The sequence below is a fragment of the Janthinobacterium sp. 67 genome (assembly GCF_002797895.1).
Taxonomy (GTDB): domain Bacteria; phylum Pseudomonadota; class Gammaproteobacteria; order Burkholderiales; family Burkholderiaceae_D; genus Janthinobacterium.
The window spans coordinates 4,193,658-4,217,123 of record NZ_PGES01000001.1; the positions used below are offsets into that span (position 1 = coordinate 4,193,658).

The 23,466-nt window shown below is 60.4% G+C and carries 20 protein-coding genes; 13 read left to right on the forward strand and 7 right to left on the reverse strand.

What is annotated here, in order from left to right; genetic code table 11:
* Nucleotides 1-9: 9 nt before the first annotated feature.
* From rsmD to CLU90_RS18775, 4 genes are all read left to right on the forward strand, one after another.
* On the forward strand, nucleotides 10-669 hold the full coding sequence (gene rsmD, locus CLU90_RS18760; RefSeq protein ID WP_100428652.1) for a 16S rRNA (guanine(966)-N(2))-methyltransferase RsmD: 660 nt from the start codon (nucleotides 10-12) through the stop codon (nucleotides 667-669).
* Between the two features lie 100 nt (nucleotides 670-769).
* The gene (gene coaD, locus CLU90_RS18765; RefSeq protein ID WP_034752633.1) at nucleotides 770-1,267 is read left to right on the forward strand and encodes a pantetheine-phosphate adenylyltransferase; all 498 of its coding nucleotides are present in this window, start codon (nucleotides 770-772) and stop codon (nucleotides 1,265-1,267) included.
* A 14-nt stretch (nucleotides 1,268-1,281) separates the two neighbouring features.
* Complete coding sequence (locus CLU90_RS18770) at nucleotides 1,282-1,545, forward strand: YfhL family 4Fe-4S dicluster ferredoxin (RefSeq protein WP_070303217.1); 264 nt, start codon at nucleotides 1,282-1,284, stop codon at nucleotides 1,543-1,545.
* A 101-nt stretch (nucleotides 1,546-1,646) separates the two neighbouring features.
* Complete coding sequence (locus tag CLU90_RS18775; protein WP_100428653.1) at nucleotides 1,647-2,243, forward strand: chalcone isomerase family protein; 597 nt, start codon at nucleotides 1,647-1,649, stop codon at nucleotides 2,241-2,243.
* Nucleotides 2,244-2,304: 61 nt separating this feature from the next.
* On the opposite strand, the gene CLU90_RS18780 is transcribed toward CLU90_RS18775, so the two are convergent.
* Nucleotides 2,305-2,610, reverse strand: a complete 306-nt coding sequence (locus tag CLU90_RS18780) for a hypothetical protein (RefSeq protein WP_034752641.1) — start codon at nucleotides 2,608-2,610, stop codon at nucleotides 2,305-2,307.
* A gap of 206 nt (nucleotides 2,611-2,816) precedes the next feature.
* Between CLU90_RS18780 and CLU90_RS18785 the strand changes: the two genes are divergently transcribed.
* Nucleotides 2,817-3,797, forward strand: a complete 981-nt coding sequence (locus CLU90_RS18785; protein ID WP_034752642.1) for a LysR family transcriptional regulator — start codon at nucleotides 2,817-2,819, stop codon at nucleotides 3,795-3,797.
* A 51-nt stretch (nucleotides 3,798-3,848) separates the two neighbouring features.
* Here CLU90_RS18785 and CLU90_RS18790 read toward each other — a convergent pair whose 3' ends face one another.
* Entirely contained in the window at nucleotides 3,849-5,408 is a 1,560-nt protein-coding gene (locus CLU90_RS18790) for a methyl-accepting chemotaxis protein (protein ID WP_100428654.1), read from the reverse strand.
* A gap of 203 nt (nucleotides 5,409-5,611) precedes the next feature.
* Entirely contained in the window at nucleotides 5,612-6,067 is a 456-nt protein-coding gene (locus CLU90_RS18795) for an Lrp/AsnC ligand binding domain-containing protein (protein ID WP_010393827.1), read from the reverse strand.
* 207 nt (nucleotides 6,068-6,274) lie between these two features.
* On the opposite strand from CLU90_RS18795, the gene putA reads away from it, so the two are divergent.
* Nucleotides 6,275-9,928, forward strand: a complete 3,654-nt coding sequence (putA, locus tag CLU90_RS18800) for a trifunctional transcriptional regulator/proline dehydrogenase/L-glutamate gamma-semialdehyde dehydrogenase (RefSeq protein WP_100428655.1) — start codon at nucleotides 6,275-6,277, stop codon at nucleotides 9,926-9,928.
* Nucleotides 9,929-10,002: 74 nt separating this feature from the next.
* Here putA and CLU90_RS18805 read toward each other — a convergent pair whose 3' ends face one another.
* Complete coding sequence (locus CLU90_RS18805) at nucleotides 10,003-10,779, reverse strand: 5'-methylthioadenosine/adenosylhomocysteine nucleosidase (RefSeq protein WP_100428656.1); 777 nt, start codon at nucleotides 10,777-10,779, stop codon at nucleotides 10,003-10,005.
* Between the two features lie 1,467 nt (nucleotides 10,780-12,246).
* Between CLU90_RS18805 and CLU90_RS18810 the strand changes: the two genes are divergently transcribed.
* The 7 genes from CLU90_RS18810 to CLU90_RS18840 all read left to right on the forward strand — a co-directional run bounded on the left by CLU90_RS18810 (nucleotide 12,247) and on the right by CLU90_RS18840 (nucleotide 20,979).
* On the forward strand, nucleotides 12,247-13,872 hold the full coding sequence (locus CLU90_RS18810) for a GMC family oxidoreductase (RefSeq protein WP_100428657.1): 1,626 nt from the start codon (nucleotides 12,247-12,249) through the stop codon (nucleotides 13,870-13,872).
* Between the two features lie 133 nt (nucleotides 13,873-14,005).
* Nucleotides 14,006-14,776 carry an ABC transporter ATP-binding protein gene (locus CLU90_RS18815; protein WP_035823437.1) on the forward strand — a complete coding sequence of 257 codons (771 nt, stop codon included), beginning with the start codon at nucleotides 14,006-14,008 and terminating at the stop codon, nucleotides 14,774-14,776.
* Nucleotides 14,776-15,504 (forward strand): ABC transporter ATP-binding protein, encoded by a 729-nt coding sequence (locus CLU90_RS18820; RefSeq protein WP_092713169.1) that lies wholly within the window; start codon nucleotides 14,776-14,778, stop codon nucleotides 15,502-15,504. The genes CLU90_RS18815 and CLU90_RS18820 overlap by 1 nt, the downstream gene beginning before the upstream one ends.
* Nucleotides 15,505-15,573: 69 nt before the next feature.
* The gene (locus tag CLU90_RS18825; RefSeq protein ID WP_092713171.1) at nucleotides 15,574-16,782 is read left to right on the forward strand and encodes an ABC transporter substrate-binding protein; all 1,209 of its coding nucleotides are present in this window, start codon (nucleotides 15,574-15,576) and stop codon (nucleotides 16,780-16,782) included.
* 166 nt (nucleotides 16,783-16,948) lie between these two features.
* On the forward strand, nucleotides 16,949-17,833 hold the full coding sequence (locus CLU90_RS18830) for a branched-chain amino acid ABC transporter permease (protein WP_092713173.1): 885 nt from the start codon (nucleotides 16,949-16,951) through the stop codon (nucleotides 17,831-17,833).
* A gap of 31 nt (nucleotides 17,834-17,864) precedes the next feature.
* The gene (locus CLU90_RS18835; RefSeq protein ID WP_092713175.1) at nucleotides 17,865-18,845 is read left to right on the forward strand and encodes a branched-chain amino acid ABC transporter permease; all 981 of its coding nucleotides are present in this window, start codon (nucleotides 17,865-17,867) and stop codon (nucleotides 18,843-18,845) included.
* Nucleotides 18,846-18,921: 76 nt separating this feature from the next.
* Nucleotides 18,922-20,979 carry a 3-hydroxybutyrate oligomer hydrolase family protein gene (locus CLU90_RS18840; protein ID WP_100428658.1) on the forward strand — a complete coding sequence of 686 codons (2,058 nt, stop codon included), beginning with the start codon at nucleotides 18,922-18,924 and terminating at the stop codon, nucleotides 20,977-20,979.
* 46 nt (nucleotides 20,980-21,025) lie between these two features.
* Here the strand turns inward: CLU90_RS18840 and CLU90_RS18845 are convergent, their stop codons facing one another.
* From CLU90_RS18845 to CLU90_RS18855, 3 genes are all read right to left on the reverse strand, one after another.
* A complete protein-coding gene (locus CLU90_RS18845) occupies nucleotides 21,026-21,817 on the reverse strand; it encodes an EAL domain-containing protein (protein ID WP_100428659.1) in 792 nt (263 codons plus the stop codon).
* A 44-nt stretch (nucleotides 21,818-21,861) separates the two neighbouring features.
* The gene (locus CLU90_RS18850; protein ID WP_100428660.1) at nucleotides 21,862-23,019 is read right to left on the reverse strand and encodes an iron-containing alcohol dehydrogenase; all 1,158 of its coding nucleotides are present in this window, start codon (nucleotides 23,017-23,019) and stop codon (nucleotides 21,862-21,864) included.
* A gap of 85 nt (nucleotides 23,020-23,104) precedes the next feature.
* The gene (locus tag CLU90_RS18855; protein WP_092713183.1) at nucleotides 23,105-23,464 is read right to left on the reverse strand and encodes an NADH-quinone oxidoreductase subunit A; all 360 of its coding nucleotides are present in this window, start codon (nucleotides 23,462-23,464) and stop codon (nucleotides 23,105-23,107) included.
* Nucleotides 23,465-23,466: the final 2 nt, after the last annotated feature.

Below are 23,466 nucleotides of genomic sequence, written 5' to 3' on the forward strand. Positions count from 1 at the left end.
GAAATCCCCATGCAAAAGAAGATTAAAAAACCCGCCAAAGTCCCCGTCCACCACGCGCCGCCACCGAACCAGGTGCGCATCATCGGCGGCCAGTGGAAGCGCTCCGTGCTGCCTGTTTTACAGGCACTGGGCTTGCGCCCGACACCGGACCGCGTGCGCGAAACCGTATTTAACTGGATCAATCACTTGCGCGACGGCGACTGGGCCAACGCCCAGGTGCTGGACCTGTTCGCCGGCAGCGGCGCACTGGGTTTTGAAGCGGCCAGCCGCGGCGCCGCGTCCGTCACCATGGTCGACACGCACACGCCCGTGATCCGCCAGCTGGAAGAGAACAAGACGAAATTGCGCGCCGACAACGTGCAACTGCTGCGCGGCGACGCCCTGCTGACGGCGCAAGGCCTGGCGGCGCGCGGCCAGCGTTTCGACCTGATCTTCCTCGATCCACCCTACCAGCAGGATTTCCTGGCGAAAGTGTTGCCGCTGTGCGCCAACCTGCTCAAGGAAGGCGGCATCGTGTACGCGGAATCAGGCTTGCCGCTGGTCTTCGATGAAAACAGTGCGCTGGAAAAGCCGGAATGGCTGGCGCCGTGGGAAGTCATCCGCGCCGACAAGGCGGGCACCGTTTATTATCATTTGCTAACTTACAACAAAGTGCCGGCAACTGCCTGAATCTGCCTATAAATGAGGCAAAAACGCTCCCTGGCCCGAGGCGCAGCACCAATTTCAGGCATAATGCGCGTCTATATTGGTGCATCGTCAGGGAGCCGCAATGGTTGTAGCCGTTTATCCAGGAACATTCGATCCGCTCACGCGTGGTCATGAAGATTTGGTGCGCCGCGCATCGGGTCTGTTTGACAAGCTGATCGTCGGTGTGGCCGACAGCAAGAACAAGCAACCGTTTTTCTCGCTCGACGAACGCCTGGAAATCGCCAACGAAGTGCTTGGCCACTACCCGAACGTGCAAGTGGAAAGCTTTTCCGGCTTGCTCAAGGATTTCGTGCGCAAGCATGAAGCGCGGGTCATCGTGCGCGGCTTGCGCGCCGTCTCCGACTTCGAATACGAATTCCAGATGGCGGGCATGAACCGCTACCTGCTGCCCGATGTCGAAACCATGTTCCTGACGCCGTCCGACCAGTACCAGTTCATTTCGGGCACCATCGTGCGCGAAATCGCGGCGCTGGGCGGCGACGTGTCCAAGTTTGTCTTCCCCTCGGTGAACCGCTGGCTGCAAAACAAGATTGCCGCCAACGCTGCCTCATCGCAATAAGTAAGAGTGAAATCATGGCATTACTGATCACCGACGAATGCATCAATTGCGACATTTGCGAGCCCGAGTGTCCGAATGACGCGATCTACATGGGCGCGGAAATCTACGAAATCGATCCCAACAAGTGCACCGAATGCGTGGGTCACTTTGACGAGCCGCAATGCCAGCAAGTGTGCCCCGTCAGCTGCATCCCCTTCAATCCTGCCTGGCGCGAAAGCCCGGAGCAATTGATGGCCAAGTACGAACGCCTGCAGGCTGAACTGCCCGCCAAGCCTTAAGCTTTTCTCCCGCACCACTTCTGCGTGGCGCCAGCTTCTGCCAACTGTTCTACACTGTGTGCTGACTTATCCACAGCCCATGGTTTCCACGGAGGTAGAAGATGCAAATACGCACATCCCGTTTCGGCCGTTCCCTCGCAGCCGCCTGCCTGTGCGCCTGCCTGGCACAAGCAGCGCTGGCCGTCGAGGTGGGCGGCGTCAAGCTGGACGACACGGTGCAGCTGGCCAGCCGCGAGCTGAAACTCAACGGCGCCGGTGTACGCTACAAGGTCATCTTCAAGGTCTACACGATCGCGCTATACCTGCCGGAAAAGAAAACCCAGCTGGCCGACATCCTGCCCCTGCCAGGACCGCGCCGCCTGGAAATCGTCATGCTGCGCGACATCACTTCCGACGAATTGGGACAAGCCTTCATGCAAGGCTTGAAGCGCATCTCCGACCAGGCCGACCGCACGCGCCTGCTGAGCCAGACGATGCAGTTCGGCGCCATGTTCGAAATGGTGCCCGGCCTGAAAAAGGGCGACATTCTCACCGTGGACTGGTTGCCGGAAGAGGGCACGTTGTGCAAGCTGAACGGCAAGCAGGTGGGCGACATGGTGCCGGACCTGGCCTTTTACAATGCGCTGCTGAAAATCTGGATCGGCGCCCATCCGGCCGACACCCTGTTGCGCGCGCATTTGCTGGGTGACATGGCCTGAAGCACAACGCGGGCGTAAAAAAAGCCGGCGCATGCCGGCTTGTCTTTCTGCAACAGCGAGCTTATGCGCGTGTCGACAGGGCGCGCAATTCGGCGGCGTTGCTTGGCGACACGCCATCCATCTTGCCCAAGGTGCGTTTCAAGGCTTGCGCTTCACGCATCTGCTGGCGCGCCAAACGCTCTTCACGGCTCAGCTTGGGACGCACCACCAGCATCATGGCGCGCGCGATGCCCACCAGCAAAGGCTTGAACAGCAGGGCAAACGCGCCCACGGCGACGATCACCAGCACGAGTTGCAGGGCGTTCAGCAGGGAAATCTCCAGCACGGGTGCGGATACTGCGTACAGGGCGGAGGCGAAGGTAGACATAGTGTTCCAGTGCATTATAGAATTTGCCAGTACTATAGTGCAGTGCAACATATAAATCTAATTCCATTTCTTGATACCAATTATATGAATCGTGAATGGAAAACTGTAATATTTTTTAACGAGTGAAAATATTCGTGCCCGGCGCGGTTTACACTCCTAAGTAATCAATTTTAAGTAATCAATTCAACTTTTATCTTGGGCTTTCCATGAGTTTTCTGACGCTGGATCTGAACTTGCTGCGTGTTTTCGACGCCGTCATGACGGAACAAAACCTGACGCGCGCAGCCGGCCACCTGGCGATGACGCAGCCGGCGGTATCAAACGCCATCAAACGCCTGCGCGAGAGCCTCGGTGACGAATTGCTGATCCGCACGGCGTACGGCGTGAAACCCACGCCCCGCGCCGAAGCACTATGGCCATCCGTGCGCTCGGCCCTGGCCAGCCTGGAAGCGGCCGTCACGCCGGAAACCTTCGACGTGTCGAAAACGCACGCCACCTTCCGCATGGCGATGGCCGATGCGACGGCCGCCTTCTGGCTGCCCTCGCTGATGCGTTCGATCGAACGGGAAGCGCCCGGCGTCAACGTGCGCATGATGCCGCTGACCACGCGCGAACCGCGGCCCATGCTGCTGCGCGGCGACATCGACCTGGCCGTGGGCTTCTTTCCCGGCGTGGCGGCGCAATTGTCCAGCGAAACGGGTTCGCCCATCCGCCACGAGCGCCTGTATTCCGGCAAGTATGTGTGCGTGATGCGGCGCGGCCATCCGCTGGCCGACAAGGAATTGACCCTGGATAACTACTGCGCTGCGAACCATTTATTGGTGAGCTTTTCCGGCCGTGCGCATGGCTTGATTGACGAAGCGCTGTCGCAGATCCACCGTGAACGGCGCATCTTGCTGACGGTCAACCAGTTCTTCACGGCAGGCCGAGTGGTCGCCAATTCCGACCTGATCACGGTCTTGCCGCGCCATTTGATCGCCTCGACGGGCATGACGGAGTCCCTGCTGTACAAGGATTTGCCGCTGACCTTGCCGGCCGTCCACCTGGACATGCTGTGGCACGAGCGCGACGCCCGCAGCCCCGCCCACAAATGGCTGCGTAATCATCTGGAAAGCATGAACACGCCCACTTTACGGACGGCCACGGCGGCCGGCGGCGGCGTGGCGCCCAAGCCCCATATCGAATAAGCGTCGCCTGCAGAAGAAAAAACGCCTGATGATCTCTCATCAGGCGTTTTGCTATGTGTGACTGCTGGAGCGGTAACCGATCCGAAAGCCGCCCCAGTGCTTGCCCTCGACGTGGATGGGCACGGACAAATCGTGCATGACCTCGCCCGTGTCGCGTTTATACGTCTGCAACAGGAAGGCCTTGGTGTTGCTGCCGCAGCGCTTGCCCGTGCGGTCGCTGAAGATGCGCTTGGTGCGGTTATTGACCATATCGGTGGCGTAGTCGCCCGTCAGCGGCTGCGAAAACTTCTTGTTATGCGTTGGGAAATAGCCATTGTTGTCGACGGCGCCCGCATACGCCAAATGGGGCAGGGCGGCCAGCACGCCTTCCTGCAGGTCGGGCAGCACCTTGTCCGTAAACGCGTCGAACTTCGTGTTGTGCTTGGGCGGATTCGTGTTCGGAATGGGCCGGTAATGGCGGTCGAACAGGGCTTCGCGCGTGATGCGGCCCGACGCGATCGCTTGTTCGAACAATTTTCCCACGTCGCGCGCGGCGCGCTGGGCCGCCTCGCGGATCTCGTCGTGCGGCGTCGCCACGCTCGATTCGCCGAGGGCGCCGGCGATCACTTCGGCCCGCTCGGCCAGGGCCATGGCCGACTGCGTGGCGCGCGGCAATTCGGCATTGGTCGACAGCATGCTGTCGCGGATTTGCAGGATGGCGTCGGCGATCACTTGGGTCGTATCGACGTGTTCGCGCGAGGCTTGGGCGATTTGCCCGATCTCGTCTTCCGATTCGCCCGACGATTGCTCGATATGGCTCAGTGAGGCATGTACGCTTTCCACATTGCGCGCCGCTTCCGTGACGCCGGCCGCCAGCGAACTCATGCCCCGCGCGGCCTTTTCCGACTGTTCATTGATTTCGCGCACCATCACGCTGATTTCATCGGAAGCCTCCTTGGTGCGCTGCGCCAATTGCCGCACTTCACCGGCCACGACGGCAAAACCGCGGCCGTGTTCGCCGGCACGGGCCGCTTCAATGGCGGCGTTCAGCGCCAGCAAGTTGGTACGCGCGGAAATATCGGAAATGGCTTCCGTAAAGCCCGTGATGCGTTTGGATTTTTCCTGCAGGCTCAGCATGGTGCTGGACGCGCCTTGCGCCTCCTCGCGGGCATGATTGATGCGGCGCAAGCCCTGGTCCACTTCGGCGCGCGCCGCCACGCTTTCCACGCGCACGCCGGCCGCCACCTTGGCGGCCCGCTCCGCATTGGCGGCGATCTTTTCCGTCATTGCGGCATTTTGTACGGAACTGTCGGCAATGTCGCTGGCCGTGCGCACGTCGAGTTCCACCTTCTGTTTGACGGAATCGACAAAATACGAGGTTTCCGCCGCGCCGATCATGATGGCGTCGATGGCATTGCCCACCGTGTCGGCGAACTGGTGCAAACCCGGTTCGCCGCGTGGACGGCCGGCAAACGCCAGCAGCGCGGCGCCGATGGCGGCGGCCACGCAGGCAATCAAATAAGGATGGTCGCCGCCCGACAGCAGCAACAGATAAGCCAGGCAACAGGCCACGGCCATCGCCAGGATCGTGAATACAAAGAAACGCACCAGCTGATGCTGCAACTGCTTCATTTGTCCCCCGCTGCGCGAACCCGTCACGTCCCGGGAGGGACGTGCTGTGGCCGTATGCGGGTGGGCACGATTGCCCACCTTGCACCCTGAACACAACGTCTGCGCGTGTTTTCAGGCCGGCTACCGGATAGCAGAATTGTAGTTCTACCCTACAACATTTGTTCCGATAGCTCAATCAGAAAAACGGGGCCGCTACACCAGGGTCACTTAATTGGCAATTTGGTGGTGTTTTTGACCTCTTCCATGACAGCATAAGTGTGGGTTTCCCGCACACCTTTCTGCAGCAAGGTCTTGCCCAGGAATTCGCGGTAGGCGGCCATATCCTTGACGCGCGCCTTGACCAGGTAATCGAAACCGCCGGCAACCATATGACATTCCAGTACCTCTGGAATGATTTGTACGCTATGCTTGAAGGCGTCGAACACTTCCGGTGTCGTGCGATCGAGCACCACTTCGATGAACACCAGCAACGATACGTCGAGCAGCTGCGGGTTCAACTGGGCCGTATAGCCCATGATGTAACCGGATTCGTGCAACTTGCGCACGCGCTCCAGACAGGCCGCCGGCGACAGGTTCACGCGCGCGGCCAGCTCCACATTGCTGATGCGTCCATCGCTCTGCAATTCCATCAAGATTTTCTTACTGATCTTGTCCAGCATTACCATCACCCCCAAATTAATATTATTTGGTTAAATTGTCGCATCAAAAACTATCTATTGCTAGTCCCCTGTATTACCAGAATTAATCCATAAGAATCCCCTTTACAATCGAATCATCTTAACGTCCGACTTTCTGTATTTTTTTGCACCAAAAAAGAGCAAGAATTACGGCAGTTTTCGTCCCCATTTTCCTTGTAAAGAGCACTTATGCACCCTGCAGGCCCCTCGGCTTTTACCCCGATTCCTTTTGCTGCGTTCCAGGCAGAAATCCTGCCCGAAGCGACTCCACAACGCGCCGCCATCACCGCCGCCTATAGGCGCGACGAGGTTTCCGCGGTGCAGTGGCTGTTGCAACAAGTGCGCCCCAGCAGCACCGAAACGACGGCCGAAGGACAAGCGCTGGCGCACCGCCTGGTCTCGAACGTGCGCCAAAAACGCACACGCGCGTCCGGCGTCGATGCACTGATGCACGAGTTCTCACTATCGTCGGAAGAGGGTGTTGCATTAATGTGTCTGGCTGAAGCGCTGTTGCGTATACCCGACAGTCAGACGGCCGACCGTTTGATCGCCGACAAAATCAGCAAGGGCGACTGGAAGAAACACCTGGGCGAATCGCCATCGCTGTTCGTCAACGCGGCCACCTGGGGCTTGCTGATTACGGGCAAACTGGTCAGTACCAGCAGCGAATCGGGCCTCGGTTCGGCCATGACCAAGCTCATCGCCAAAGGCGGCGAACCGCTGATCCGCAAGGGCGTCGACCTGGCCATGCGCATGCTGGGCAACCAGTTTGTTACAGGTCAAACCATCGAAGAAGCGTTGAAAAACAGCCGCGAGAATGAAACGCGCGGCTACCGTTACTCGTACGACATGCTGGGCGAGGCGGCCCTGACGCAGCAGGACGCGGCCAACTACTACGCCTCGTACGAAACGGCGATCCACGCGATCGGCAAGGCATCGAACGGCCGCGGCATCCGCAACGGTCCCGGCATTTCCGTGAAACTGTCGGCCCTGCACGCGCGCTACAGCCGCGCCCAGCGCACCCGCGTCATGGAAGAATTGCTGCCGAAAGTCAAAGCGCTGCTGTTGCTGGCCAAACAGTACAACATCGGCTTCAACATCGATGCGGAAGAAACGGACCGCCTGGAACTGTCGCTCGATTTGATGGAAGCATTGGCCTTTGATGCGGATCTGGCCGGCTTCGACGGCATCGGCTACGTGGTGCAGGCGTATCAAAAACGCTGCCCGTTCGCCATCGATTTCCTGATCGACCTGGCGCACCGCAGCGGCCGCAAGTTCATGGTGCGCCTGGTCAAGGGCGCGTATTGGGATGCGGAAATCAAACGCGCCCAAGTCGATGGCCAGGAAGGCTATCCCGTCTACACGCGCAAGGTCTACACGGACGTCTCTTACCTCGTGTGCGCGCAAAAACTGCTGGCAGCGAGCAGCCTGATCTATCCACAATTTGCCACGCACAACGCGCAAACCCTGTCGACCATTTATACCTGGGCGAAACGCGACGGCATCACCGATTACGAATTCCAGTGCCTGCACGGCATGGGCGAGACCCTGTACGACCAGGTCGTCGGTCCTGACAAACTGAATAAGCCGTGCCGCATCTACGCGCCCGTCGGCTCGCATGAAACCCTGCTGGCCTACCTGGTGCGCCGCCTGCTGGAAAACGGCGCCAACTCGTCGTTCGTCAATCAGATCGTCGACGAAAGCGTGGCCATCGATAGCCTGATCCGCGATCCACTCGAGCAGGCGCGCCTGCAGGGCGGCTTGCCGCACCCGTCGATTCCGCTGCCGCTGGACATGTTTGGCAGCGAACGCAAGAACTCGGCCGGCCTGGACCTGTCGAATGAAGACACCTTGCGCACCCTGGCCACGGGCCTGGCGCAGCAGCAGACCTGGCAGGCGGCGCCGCTGATCGATGGCGCCGTCAGCCTGAATACGCCCATGCAAATCATCCACAATCCGGCCCAGCACGACGATGTCGTGGGCAAGGTCATGGAAGCGGGCCCGGCCGACGTGGAAACGGCGCTGGCCAGCGCCAGCGCGTATGCCATGGATTGGCAAACCACGGAACCGTCGGTCCGCGCGCAAGCCTTGCAGCGCGCCGCCGACCTGTTCGAGGAACACCACATCGAGCTGATGGCCCTGGCCGTGCGCGAAGCGGGCAAGTCCCTGCCGAACGCGATCGCGGAAATCCGCGAAGCCGTCGACTTCCTGCGCTACTACGCGGCGCAGGTGGAACACGCGCCAAATACCCTGGCGCTCGGTCCCGTCACCTGCATCAGCCCGTGGAACTTCCCGCTGGCCATCTTTACGGGCCAGCTGGCCGCCGCCCTGGCAGCAGGCAACGTGGTACTGGCCAAGCCTGCCGAGCAGACGCCGCTGATCGCCCACCGCGCCGTGCAATTGCTGCACATGGCGGGCGTGCCGCGCGGTGCGCTGCAATTTTTGCCCGGCAGCGGAGAAGTCGTTGGCGCCGGCCTGTGCAATGACGCGCGCGTCAGAGGCGTGATTTTCACGGGCTCGACGGAAGTGGCGCAATTGATCAACCGCAACCTGGCCGCGCGCGCCGTGGCTGAGGGCATCGATATTCCCCTGATCGCCGAAACGGGTGGCCAGAATGCCCTGATCGTCGATTCGTCCGCCTTGCCGGAGCAAGTGGTGCAGGACGTGATGTCGTCCGCTTTCGACAGCGCCGGCCAGCGCTGCTCGGCCTTGCGCGTGCTGTTCCTGCAAGCGGAAATCGCCGACAAGACCATCCACATGCTCAAGGGCGCCATGCAGGAATTGCGCGTGGGTAATCCTGACCGCCTGGCCACCGATATCGGTCCCGTCATCGATGCGGAAGCGCAAGGTAACTTGCTAGCCCACATCAACAAGATGAAGACCGTGGCCCTCGACCATTATTCGCTCGATTTGCCGACCGTCAAAGGCACGTTTGTCGCCCCGACCGTGCTGGAAATCAAGTCGCTGGAACAATTGACGCAGGAAGTCTTCGGCCCCGTGCTGCACGTGATCCGCTACAAGCGCTCCGAACTGCCGCAACTGGTGCAATCGATCAACGACAGCGGTTACGGTCTGACTCTGGGCATCCATACGCGCATCGATGAAACCATAGCTTTCATCACCAAGCGCGCGCATGTGGGCAATATTTATGTGAACCGCAACATCGTTGGCGCCGTTGTCGGCGTGCAGCCGTTCGGCGGCGAAGGCAAATCCGGAACCGGCCCCAAGGCGGGCGGCCCCCTGTACCTGAAGCGCCTGCAGCGCAATGCGCCGGCCGGCGCGCAGCACCAGCGCCAGGCGCCGCCAGCGCTCGACGCGCTGACCGTGTGGGCAAAGATGCATGGCCACGACAAGGTAGAGCAACTGGCGCAGGAATACGCGCGCACGACCTTGCTGGGCAGCACCACCGTCTTGCCAGGCCCGACCGGCGAACGCAATACCCTGAGCTTTGCCTCGCGCGGCACGATTTTGTGCGCAGCGGCGACCTCGGGAACGCTGATGAACCAGCTGGCGGCCGTCCTGGCCACCGGTAACCAGGCCCTCGTGCTGGCGCAGGCACCGGATCTGATCCCGGGCGACTTGCCGGCCGCGCTGAAGGACCGCATCCAGATCATTACGAGTCTGGAGTCGGTCAAGCATGATTTCCAGATCGCCATGATCGAGCCTGGCCTCGATGTGCAGCTCAAACCGCTGCTGGCGGCACGGGACGGGGCCTTGGTGGCCACGATTGCGACCACGCAGGACGGGGCCATCCCCCTGTGGCGTCTGGTTGCTGAGCGGGCGCTGTGCGTGAATACGACGGCGGCAGGCGGTAACGCGAGTTTAATGATGCTCAGTGTCTAACATTTAAGCAGGCAGTCAACGTAAAAGGGCAGAACCAGTGGTTCTGCCCTTTTTTATACACGCTGGCTGAAAAATCAGCCAGCCAGGCGCTGGCACAATTGCTGGATCACCGTCAACGCGTACGGCGAGGCGACGGTTTGCACGAAGCGCATGAAGTCGACGGCCGCCTCTTCGTTGGCATTGTCGGAAATGGTGCGCATGACCGTAAACGGCACGCCCAGTTCAAAACACACTTGCGCCACGGCAGCGCCTTCCATTTCGACGGCCAGCAGGTCGGGGATATCAACTTTCAGCTGGTGCAGATGCGCGGCGCTGTTGATGAACTGGTCGCCGCTGGCGATCAGGCCGCGGTGCACTCGCGCATGCTGCAAGCCAAATGCCGCGATATCTGCCGCCTTGAGCACGCTCGACACATCGTCACGCAGGAAATCTTCCGCGGCGCCAGCCAGCTGCGTGCTCAGTTCCAGGTCCGTGGCAAAGCGCTGCAAGCCCGTCAGAGGCACTTCGAAGCGGGGAAACAGGGGGCGCGCGTCCATATCGTGCTGCAACAGCGCTTCGGCCACGACGATATCGCCGACTTTCACGCGCTTATCCCCACTGCCGGCTACGCCGGTGAAGACGATGTGGGTAACTCCGTACTTTTCCACAAGGATAGAAGCTGTCATGGCAGCGGCAACCTTGCCCAGACGCGACAGGACGCACACAGCGTCGATATTCCACAGGGTTCCCAGGGTGTAGTCGCGCATGCCGTGCGAACGCCTCTGGGGGCCCTGCATGGCTTCTACCAGCCCTTGCTGTTCTTCGTGCAAGGCACTGATGATGCCTAAACGCATTTTTTTGTGTGAATTCATGCTGTTTTTACAGGTTTTTTGAATTGCAAAACGGTTTACACGGTGAAAACAGCCGTTTCGACGACTTTTCCACCGTTCGCGTTTGTCTCTGTGTTTTAAATAAAGATGTATACATAAAAATAGTAGTGATAGTAAACGGCCATTTTTTTGTGGATAAGTCGGTATACCATCGAAAAATCATCGACTTAGCCCACAAAAAAGTAGGCGCACAAGCATTGTATCTACGGAGGACTTGTTTGGGATAAAAATTGGGCTGTGGACAAAGATCGACTTTTCCCACATCTCATCCTGTGGATATGCAGGCACTTATCCACACCGCGAAGCAAAAATCATGGCTTTTCTTGCTGTAGTGGCATGTTTGACGTGTTTCGTCAGCATGGGATCTTGTCTGGCAATGAACGTTGAGCGACCACGAGCACTGTTCTTTCACGGAGGCTGGCATCGAGGTGATTCCTGGAAGACGGTTTGGCAGTGGGTCGCGATGTCGCCGTTGGGCTTTTTTTTTGACGCTTTTTGCATGCTTTTTGGAAATATCCCCGGACTGTCGCTTTTTTTGTCGGTTTACAATAGATCTATATATAAAAATAGTAGTAATAGTAAACGGGTTTTTTTCTGTGGATAAGTCGCTTTTTTTCAACAGGATCAACTGTTTACGCGCAAAATAAAGCGTGCATAATCGCTGTATCACGCGAGGAGCAAAATTGTATAAAATGCGGACCTGTGCAAAAGTTCGTGTTTACGCACAAGTCATCCTGTGGATATCAAGTGACTTATCCACAATCGTTTCAAATTCCCCTTTTTTCGACATCGAACCGCCTGCTGGCACTGTGCCTGCTCAGGTCTGTTGACGTTTCCATTTTGCAAAACGGTTTGGCAGTGCTGTGTGCGTGATGTTGGCCGCGCCGGTTTTCGTCGCGCAGTTGTTGGCGCGATTTTTTTTGTCGGCCAAAGCCGCTGCCCGGGTTTTTTTTGAAGACAGGCTTGCGAACGTTCTTCAAGGCGTATGGCAGGCATAGCGCGCGTTGTCGGGTTTACCTTAACAAGTTCGTATACAAGAATAGTAATAGTAGTTAACGGACACATCTTCTGTGGATAAGTGCCGATTTATCCTTGTAAACAATCGCTTGGCGTACGGATAAGCGCTGAGTAAGCGTTGTATCTGCCTGGGATGGTTTCTGGACAAAAAAAAGCCGCCGAAAAAAATTTTCGTTTACGCACATATCGTACCTGTGGATATCCATATGGTTATCCACAGTCCGCAAGCCCCTGGCTTGATGCTTTTTTTACCTTGCCGTGACGCTTGTTCGTATCCCAGGCAACGATTAATGTCGCCCTGGCACGGCACTGGTGGTAATCTCAAGGCGGCTCAGCAGCCATGCATGCATGAAAAAAGACAGACTCTGGTAGCGGAGCGCGGTGGGGAGACACGCCGCGCGACAGCTTGATGGCATACCGAAAGGAGCTTCATTGGAATCGGCAGGCGAATACGACTACATCATCGTGGGCGGCGGCACGGCAGGTTGCGTGCTGGCCAACCGGCTCACACGCGACAAGGATGCCAACGTTTTGCTCGTGGAAGCGGGCGGCAAGGACGACTACGTGTGGATCCACATCCCCGTCGGCTACTTGCATTGCATCGGCAACCCCCGCACGGACTGGCTGTATTCCACGCAGGCGGACGCGGGACTGGGCGGGCGCAGCCTGATCTATCCGCGCGGCAAAGTGCTCGGCGGCAGCTCTTCCATCAACGGCATGATCTATATGCGGGGCCAGGCCGGCGATTACGACCACTGGGCCGACTTGACGGACGACGCTTCCTGGCGCTGGGACAAGGTCTTGCCGCTGTTTAAGCAAAGCGAGGATTATTACGGCGGCGCGTCGGAAAACCATGGCGTGGGCGGCGAGTGGCGCGTGGAAAAACAGCGGCTGTCGTGGGATATCCTGAACGCGTTTCGCGATGCGGCGCAGCAAGTCGGCATCCCGAAAACCAGCGATTTCAACGGTGGCGACAATAGCGGCAGCGCGTATTTCGACGTCAACCAGCGCCGCGGCATCCGCTGGAATACCTCGAAGGCGTTCTTGAAACCGGCGTCGCGCCGCCCGAACCTGACCATCATGACGGGCTGCCACGTGGAACGTCTGTTGATTGAGACTTCGGAGTCGGGGCCCCGTTGCACGGGCATCGTGTTTACGGGCGGCGGCACGCAGTGGCAGGCGACGGCCAGGCGGGAAACCTTGCTGACGGCGGGCGCCATCGGTTCGCCCCAATTGCTGCAATTGTCGGGCATCGGCCCGGCCGCCTTGCTGCAGCAGCATGGCATTGTGCCCGTGTTGGACTCCGCTGACGTGGGCGGCAATTTGCAGGATCATTTGCAGCTGCGCATGGTCTTTAAAGTGCAGGGCGTGAAAACCTTGAACATCATGGCGGGCAATATGCTGGGCAAGATGCAGATCGGCTTGCAATATGCGCTGTTCCAGAGCGGACCCATGTCGATGGCGCCGTCGCAGCTGGGGGCGTTCGCCAAGTCCGATCCACTGCAAGCCACGCCGAACCTGCAATACCACGTGCAACCCTTGTCCTTGGACAAATTCGGCGAACCCTTGCATGCGTTTCCCGCGTTTACGGCCAGCGTGTGCAATCTGCGTCCCACCTCGCGCGGCCATGTGCACATCGCATCGGCCGACAGCTATGCGGCGCCGCACATCGTGCCCAATTACCTGAGTACGGAGCAGGACCGCAGCGTGGCGGCCGACGCCTTGCGCCTGACGCGGGCCATTGCCGCCGCGCCGGCCCTGAAAAAATTCGCGCCGCAGGAATACAAACCCGGCGTGCAATTCCAGAGCCAGGAAGAACTGGCGCAGGCGGCCAGCCAGATCGGCACCACCATTTTTCATCCCGTGGGCACTTGCCGCATGGGCCTGGCCAGCGATGCCTCTAGCGTGGTCGACAGCACCTTGCGCGTGATCGGCGTGGCAGGCTTGCGCGTCGTTGACGCGTCGATCATGCCGTACATTACTTCTGGTAACACGAACTCGCCCACCGTGATGATCGCGGAAAAAGCGGCGCAAATGATACACGCGGCCTGGAAATAGCGGGGCAAGCATGGGAGTTTGCGCCATTCGGGCTGGCGAAAAATCCCCGTAGTTATACTGTATTGTGCGTTAAATTTAAGTTGTGTATTATAAAAATGACTAAGTAGTACAAAAAGTACAACTAGGAGACACGATGTCAAACGTAATCTTGGAAACAAGAAATTTGACCAAGGAATTCAAGGGTTTCACCGCTGTGAGCGAGGTGAACCTGAAGGTAGAGCGCGGCCATATCCACGCCTTGATCGGTCCTAACGGCGCCGGCAAGACCACGTGTTTTAACTTGCTCACCAAATTCCTGGTCCCTACTTCCGGACAGATCCTGTTCAATGGGAAAGATATCACGGCCGCCAAACCGGCCCAGATCGCGCGCATGGGCGTGATCCGTTCCTTCCAGATTTCCGCCGTCTTCCCCCATTTATCCGTGCTGCAAAATGTGCGCATCGGCTTGCAGCGCCAGCTCGGTACCTCGTTCCACTTCTGGCAAAGCGAACGGGCATTGAACCAGCTCAACGACCGCGCCATGGCCTTGCTGGCCGAAGTCGACCTGACGGAGTTTGCCGACACGATTACGGTCGATATGCCCTACGGGCGCAAGCGGGCGCTGGAAATTGCCACCACCCTGGCGATGGAACCGGAAATGATGCTGCTCGACGAACCGACGCAAGGCATGGGCCACGAAGACGTGCACCGCGTGACGGAACTGATCAAAAAAGTGTCGGCCGGCCGCACCATTTTGATGGTGGAACACAATATGAGCGTGGTCTCTGGCATCTGCGACAAAATTTCCGTTCTGCAGCGCGGCGCCATGCTGGCCGAAGGCAGTTATGCGGAAGTGTCGCGCAATCCGCAAGTGATGGAAGCGTACATGGGCACCACCCACGCGGAACTGGAAGGGGCGCATTGATGGCGACACAAGTGAATGGCGGCGCACCCGCGCTGGAAATTACACAGCTGCACACCTGGTATGGCGAATCGCACATCCTGCACGACGTGAACCTGAAAGTGCAGCAGGGCGAAGTGGTGACTTTGCTGGGCCGCAACGGCGCCGGCCGCACCACCACCCTGCGCGCCATCATGGGGCTGACGGGCGCGCGCACGGGTTCCATCAAAGTCAATGGCGCCGAAGCGATAGGTTTGGCCACGCACAAAATCGCCCACCTGGGCATCGGGTATTGTCCCGAAGAGCGCGGCATTTTTTCCTCGCTGTCGACGGAGGAAAACCTGCTGCTGCCGCCGACCCTGGCCAGCGGCGAGAAGGGCATGTCGGTGGAGGAAATCTACGCCATGTTCCCGAACTTGCAGGAACGCCGGCACAGCCAGGGCACGCGCCTGTCGGGCGGGGAACAGCAGATGCTGGCCGTGGCGCGCATTCTGCGCACGGGCGCGCGCCTGCTGCTGCTCGATGAAATATCCGAAGGCCTGGCGCCCGTCATCGTGCAAGGGCTGGCGCGCATGATCACCACCCTGAAAGCGAAGGGCTACACCATTGTCATGGTGGAACAGAATTTCCGGTTTGCCGCGCCGCTGGCGGACCGGTTTTATGTGATGGAGCACGGTCAGATCGTCGAGACTTTTGCTGCATCCGAACTGGAGGCCAAGATGCCGGTATTGACCGAGCTGCTTGGCGTGTAGTCCCCATGTAGTAAGCGTCCATCGTCAGCAATCGACTGAATAGCAAACAATAATCCCAACGGAGACACTATGAAACGTAACGCTATCGCCATTGCCACCGCCACTCTTTGCGCATTGGGCTTGTCCGCTGCCGCGCACGCCCAGGTATCGGGCGACACCATCAAGATCGGTTTTATTTCCGACATGTCGGGCGTGTATTCCGACGTCGACGGCCTCGGCGGCGCGGAAGCCATCAAGATGGCGATCGCCGATGCCGGCGTGGTACTGGCCGGCAAAAAGGTGGAATTCATTTCCGCCGACCATCAAAACAAGGCCGACATCGCCGCTTCGAAGGCGCGCGAATGGTTCGACCAGCAGGGCGTCGACATGCTGATCGGCGGCACCAATTCCGGCGCCAGCCTGGCCATGGCCAAGGTCGCGGCGGAAAAGAAAAAAATCTTCATCGCCATCGGCGCCGGCTCCTCGCGCCTGACGAATGAAGAGTGCACGCCGTACACCGTGCATTACGCCTACGACACGGTGGCATTGGCGCGCGGCACGGGCGGCACCATCGTCAAGCAGGGCGGCAAGAACTGGTATTTCATGACGGCCGACTACGCGTTTGGCCATTCGCTGGAAAAAGACACGGCCGAGGTCGTCAAGGCGGCCGGCGGCAAGGTACTGGGCAGCGTCAAGCATCCGCTGGGCGCCTCGGATTTCTCGTCCTTCCTGTTGCAGGCGCAAGCTGCCAAGCCGCAAATTCTGGGCCTGGCCAATGCCGGCGGCGACGCCATCAACAGCATCAAGGCGGCCAACGAGTTCGGCTTGACGAAATCGATGAAACTGGCCGGTTTGTTGATCTTCATCAACGACATCCATTCGCTGGGCCTGAACCTGACGCAAGGCATGTACCTGACGGATGGCTGGTACTGGGACTTGAATCCTGAAACGCGCGCCTGGTCGAAACGCTATTTCGCCAAGATGAAGAAGGAACCGTCGATGCTGCAGGCGGCTGACTATTCGGCCGCGGCGAACTACCTGAAAGCCGTCAAGGCGATCGGTACGGATGACACCGAGAAGGTCATGGCCTACCTGAAAAAGACCAAGATCAACGACATGTTTACCCAGAATGGCGAAGTGCGTCCCGATGGCCGCATGGTGCACGATATGTACCTGATGGAAGTGAAGAAACCGTCCGAGTCGAAGTACCCATGGGATTACTACAAGGTGGTCGCCACCGTGCCCGGTGCGCAAGCGTATGTGACCAAGGCCGAATCGAAGTGTTCGCTGTGGAAGTAACGCTGTAGCAATCCCTGCGGATTGCCCGCCTGCGCGCGGGTGGTCTGTCCTGCGCGCCATCAGCCCGGCGCGCAGGGTGCGCCTTGCGCCGCCGCCTCCGTTGGCGGTGGCGCGTTTCCCTTGATACCACACCGCTACCCGGCGGTGCTTTTTATACTGTGATGCCATGGAAATTTTCGGCGTTCCATTACCAGCAATGATGAGCCAGCTGCTGCTGGGTCTCGTCAACGGCTCGTTCTATGCCATGTTGTCCCTCGGTCTGGCCGTCATCTTCGGCTTGCTCAACGTTATTAATTTCTCGCACGGCGCCATGTACATGATGGGCGCCTTCCTGGCCTGGATGGGTCTCAGCTATTTCGACATCAGTTACTGGGCCATGCTGGTCATCGCCCCGATTCTCGTCGGCCTGGTCGGCATCCTGATCGAAAAGACCATGCTGCGCTGGCTGTATAAACTCGACCACCTGTACGGCTTGCTGCTGACCTTCGGCATCACCCTGATCATGGAAGGCGTGTTCCGCTCCTTCTATGGCGTCTCGGGACAGCCGTATGCCGTGCCCGAAGCGCTGGCCGGCGCGACGGACCTCGGTTTCATGATCCTGCCGAACTACCGCGCCTGGGTCGTGATCGTGTCGCTCACCGTCTGCCTGGCCACCTGGTTCGTCATCGAAAAAACCAAGTTGGGCGCCTACCTGCGGGCCGGCACGGAAAACCCGAAACTGGTGGAAGCGTTCGGCATCAACGTGCCGCTGATGGTCACCCTGACGTTCGGCTTCGGCGTGGCCCTGGCCGGTTTCGCTGGCGTGCTGGCCGCGCCCATCATCCAGGTCTCGCCGCTGATGGGCTCGAACCTGATCATCGTCGTGTTTGCCGTGGTGGTGATCGGCGGCATGGGTTCCATCATGGGCTCCATCCTGACGGGCCTGGGCCTGGGCGTGATCGAGGGCCTGACCCGCGTGTTCTACCCGGAAGGCTCGGCCACCGTGGTGTTCGTGGTGATGGTCATCGTGCTGCTGCTGCGTCCCGCCGGCCTGTTCGGCAAAGAAAAGTAATCCTCATCAGTCATGTATTGGAGCTACCACGATGAATAAGAATGTAGGCTACGCCATTGCCTTGCTGCTGGCGTTGGCGGCCCCGTTTTACGGCTATCCCGTCTTCCTGATGAAGTTGCTGTGCTTTGCCCTGTTTGCCTGCGCGTTCAACTTGCTGATCGGCTATACGGGCTTGCTGTCGTTCGGCCATGCGGCCTTCTTTGGCGGCGCCGGCTATGTCACCGGCTATGCGCTGCGCACCTGGGGCTGGCCGACGGAACTGGGCTTGCTGGCCGGCGTCGTCACGGGCGCCTTGCTGGGCCTCGTGATCGGCGGGCTGGCGATCCGCCGCCAGGGCATCTACTTTACGATGATCACCCTGGCGCTGGCGCAGATGGTGTACTTCCTGGCCTTGCGCCTGCCCTTTACGGGCGGCGAGGATGGCTTGCAGGGTGTTCCACGTGGAACCTTGCTGGGTACGATAGACCTGGGCAATGACACCGTCCTGTACTACGTCGTGCTGGCCATCTTCATCGCCGGCTTCGCCCTGATCGTGCGCACCATCCACTCGCCGTTCGGCCAAGTGCTCAAGGCGATCAAGGAAAACGAACCGCGCGCCATCTCGCTCGGCTACGACGTCAACAAGTACAAGCTGATGGCCATCGTGCTGTCCGCTTCTCTGGCCGCACTGGCTGGCGCCACCAAGACGCTGGTGCTGGGCTTTGAAACCCTCACCGATGTGTATTGGGGCATGTCGGGCCTGGTCGTGCTGATGACCCTGGTGGGCGGCATGGGGACCTTGGCCGGCCCCATCCTTGGCGCCGTGCTGATCATCGCGCTGGAAAACAAGCTGGGCGACGTCGGCACCTATCTGGCCACGCACACGGGCATCGAGTGGTTCGGCACCCTGGGCGAGTCGGTGGGCATGGTCACGGGCGTGATCTTCGTCATCTGCGTGCTGCTGTTCCGGCGCGGCATCGTCGGCGAAGCCATCGCGCGCTTCGGTGGCAGGGCTGCCAAAGCCGCTGTCTGATTTTCAAGCAACGCCGGACGGATCGTCCGGCGTTTTTCATTGTGCGTCCACTGTTACTTCAACGGAGAGTACCACCATGCAAATGACGATCACGCGCGCGGGGAGCAGTCTGTGCACCTTGCTGGCATTGGCAGCCTGCGGCAGCAACCATGCGCCGGAAGAACTGAACCAGATGCCCGGCTATCTGGGTACCATCACGCGCGCCGACTACGACGGCAAGACGAACGATCTGCTGACGGCCGGCCTGGGCAAGACGGGGCTGGCCGGCGCCGCGCCCGCGTATGCAAACGCGGAGCAGCCGACGCCGCTCGAACTGCGCCGCAACGCCATCTATGCCAATTACCGCGCCGTGCTCGACATTGCCGCCAACAGCGGCTACGGCACCTTGTACGGACCGAACGTGGATGCGTCCGGGAACGTGGGCACGGGCGAGGGCCTCGTCGCGGGCAGCGAATACATCGCCTATGCCGACGATGGCACGGGCAAGAAGAACGTCACCCTGATGGTGCAGGTGCCGGCCAGCTTCGACCCCGACCGCGCATGCATCGTCACGGGCACGTCGAGCGGCTCGCGCGGCATCTACGGCGCCATCGGCAGCTCGGGTGAATGGGGCCTCAAAAAGGGTTGCGCCGTGGCGTATGCGGACAAGGGTTCCGGCACGGGCCTGTACGTGTTCGAGGACGACAGCGTCAACCTGCAAAATGGCGTGCGTGCGGGCAGGGTAGCCGCCGGTAAAAACGCCATTTTCGCGCCGGACCTGAGCGACGCCGAGCGGCTGGCCTGGGCGGGCAGCAATCCGAACCGCATTGCTTTCAAGCATGCGCACTCGCAGCAAAATCCCGAGAAGGACTGGGGCAAGGTCACCTTGCAGGCCGTCGAGATGGCGTATTACGTGTTGAACGAGCGCTACGGCGTGCTGGCCCGCGACGGCAGTTCGCGCGTCGTGCGGCTGACGCCGAAGAACACCATCACGATCGCTTCGAGCATTTCCAATGGCGCCGGCTCGGCCTTGCTGGCGGCGGAACAGGATAGCAAGGGCTTGATCAGCGGCGTGGCGGCCAGCGAGCCGCAAATCCAGCCGGCGGCGTCGGGCGCCTACACCGTGCGCCAGGGCGGGGCGGTGGTGGCCAATCCCGGCCGTGCGCTGTTCGACTACGCCACCTATGCGGCCCTGTATCAGCCGTGCATCGCTTCCGTGGCAGGCAATGCGGGACGCTGCACGGCGCTGGTGGCCAAGGGCTTGTTGAACGGCGCCGACCTGGCCGCGCAGCAGGCGGACGCGAAGCAGCGCTTGCGCGCGTATGGCTGGTTGCCCGACTCCGATCCCTTGCAGGCGGCGCACGCGGGCACGAACATCCTCGTGGCCGTCACCTATGCGTATGCCTACGGAAAATTTTCCGTGACCGATAAAGTGTGCGGTTTCACGTTTGCGCAGACGGATGCCGGCGGCAATCCGATCGCGTTTACCTCGACGCAGAAGGCGGCCAGCTTTGCCGCGCAGAACGGTATCCTCGGCAATGTCGTGTACGAGAACAGCGTGGGTGGCGCCAAGGTCTACACGGCCGGCGTGTCGCCGTCGAGCAGCCTGGCGGACCAGTCGCTCGACGGCTTCCTGTGTTTGCGCAGCCTGGCGACGGGACGCGACACCGTCAGCGGCGCCAACTTGCAGGGGACATTGGCGGCGCAAAGCGTGCGCGTGCGGGCAGGCGTGGCCGAGGTCGCGGCCAGCGGCAAACTGAACGGCAAGCCGGCCATCATCCTGCACGGGCGCAGCGACACCCTGATTCCCGTCAATCACGCTTCGCGCGCCTATCTGGGCCTGAACGCCGCCGTGGAAGGGAACAGCCAGTTGCGCTATATCGAGGTGACGAACGCCAACCACTTCGATTCCTTCAGCAACGCCTTGCCGACCTTGATCGTGCCGCTGCACGTGTACCTGAACCGGGCGCTGGACGCCATGTATGCGCACTTGAATGCCAAGCAAGCCTTGCCGCCATCGCAAGTGGTGCGCACGGTGACGCGCGCCGATGCTTCGACCCTGATCACGAACGTCAATGTGCCGGCGATCGCCACGGCGCCCGCGCCCGGCAATGTCATCAGCGTGACGGGCACTGTCGTCGATATTCCCAACTAGGCTGTCTTGCCTGTGGATGCTGCGGCCACGTTTTACGTGGCCGTTTTTATTCCCAGGCCGACTCGGCGATGCAGCCCAGTCCCTGGAACACGGGCCTGGAAAACCAGTAGCCTTGCATCAGCGAGATGCCGCAGCTGGCAAGAAAGTCGCGCTCGGCGCTTGTCTCGATGCCTTCGGCCAGCACGCGGATACCGAGTTCATGGCACAGGCTGGCGATGGCCCGCACGATGGCCTGGCGCGGCGTGTGCGTATCGATGCCGCGCACCAGGTCCATGTCGATCTTGATGATGTCGGGCTGGTATTCGGCCAGCAAGTTCAAACCCGCATAGCCGGCGCCGAAATCATCGATGGCCGTCTGGAAACCGAAGCGCCGGTAGGCGCGGAAGATTTCGACCAGGTGGGGCCGGTCTTGCACCCGTTCGCCTTCCGTCACTTCAAAGATGATTTTATCGGTGGGGAAGTGATGCAGCCTGGCCGCTTCCAGGGTGCTGCGGATGCACACTTCGGGACGGTAGACGGCGTTGGGCAGGAAGTTGATCGATAGAAAGCCCTGCATGCCCAGCCTGGCGGCGCCGGCCACGGCCTTGACGCGGCAAGCCTGGTCGAAGCGGTAGCGGTTGTCGTCGTTGACTTGCGCCAGCACGCTGGCCGCGCTTTCGCCGTTGGGGCCGCGCACCAGCGCCTCGTGCGCATAGATGCTGCGGGTGGCCAGGTCGACAATGGGCTGATAGGCATACTCGAAGGCAAACGGCAACGGCGCGCTGTCGTGGCAGCCGGCACAGGCACCGTGCGGAAAGTGGGTGCTGTCAGGATGGATGGGGATGTCGGGAGGCGTCATGGCGGCAGTGTAGCAGGGTGGGGTGGCGGACTCCGTCTGCTGGCTCACAGTGCGGCCGCATAGATGGCGCGCGCATCGCTGCGCGTGACGGGACGGGGATTGTTTCCCAGCAAGCGCGTCTGCAGCATGGCTTCGTCGGCCAGCCGGTCCAGGTCGCTGGCCACGATACCCACTTCGCGCAAGGTGCGCGCGATGCCGGTGGCCACGGCAATCTCCTGCATAGCCTCGATCAGGGCCATGGCCCGCGCTTCCTCGCTGCCCGCGATGCCGGGCTGCAGGATGGTCGCCAGTTGCGCATACAGGGGCGCCGCATGGGACAGATTAAAACGCAGTACGTGCGGCAGCACCAGCGCATTCGACAAGCCGTGTGGCACGTGGAACAGTCCACCGATGGGATAGGCGAGCGCGTGCACGGCGGCCACGGGCGCGTTGGCAAAGGCCTGGCCGGCCAGCATGGCGCCCAGCAGCATGGCTTGGCGCGCCGACACGTTGGCGCCATCGCGGCAGGCCGTGACCAGGTTGCTCGACAGCAGCGACAACGCCTGCGTGGCCAGCATGTCGGACAAGGGATTTTTCAGCAGGCGGCTGGTGTACGCTTCGATCGCATGCACCATGGCGTCGATGCCCGTGGCGGCCGTCACGGCGGGAGGCAAGCCCAGGGTCAGGCTGGCGTCGAGGATGGCCAGGTCCGCATACAGTTGCGGCGCGACCACGCCCATCTTGTTGGTGGCGCCCGTGGTGACGATGGCGATGTGCGTCACCTCCGAGCCCGTGCCGGCCGTGGTCGGCAATTGCACGAGGGGCAGGCGCTGACCGTGGACGTTGCCGATGCCATACAGTTGCGCCAGTTCCTGGTGGCCTGGCGCCAGCACGGCGATCAGTTTGGCCACGTCCAGCGAGCTGCCACCACCGAGGCCGATCACCAGTTCCACGTGAAACATCTGCGCCTGGGCCACGCCGGTCAGCACGACGGCTTCGGGCGGATCGGCTTGCACGTCGGAAAAGACGTGGACCTCGATGCCGGCAGCCTGCAAGCTGTGCAAGGGAGCATCGGCCAGGCCCGTGCGTAAAAAACCCGCGTCGGTGACGAGCAGGGCGCGGCGGACGGTGGGGAAGTGGTGGGCGATGTGCGTGCCCAGTTGGGCGGCGGCGCCCGGTTCGACGATCAGATGCGGCACGGTGCGGAACTGGAAGGCGGACATGCGTACTCCTGACGAGAAGGACAGAAGCCAAGCTTACTCCGCTTTCCAGCCCCGCGCCTGTTTCACGTGAAACCAGATGCGTCGCTTACTCCCAGTCCAGCGCGCCTTTTTTCCACTCATAGACGAGTCCGATTGTCAGCACGGCGAGAAAGCCCATGACGGCCCAGAAACCGGGCAAGCCCAGTGCATGGACATTGGCCGCCCACGGCATCAGAAAGATGACTTCAATATCGAACAGGATGAACAGGATGGCGACCAGATAGAAGCGGACGTCGAACTTCATGCGCGCGTCGCCAAATGCTTCGAAGCCGCATTCGTACGGCGACAGTTTTTGTGGGTCCGGTTTGTGCGGCCCGAGCGCGCGGCCCAGCAGCATGGGCACGATGCCGACGAGGATGCCGATCAGAATGAACAGGAGAACGGGAAAATAGTTTTCGAGGAGCATGG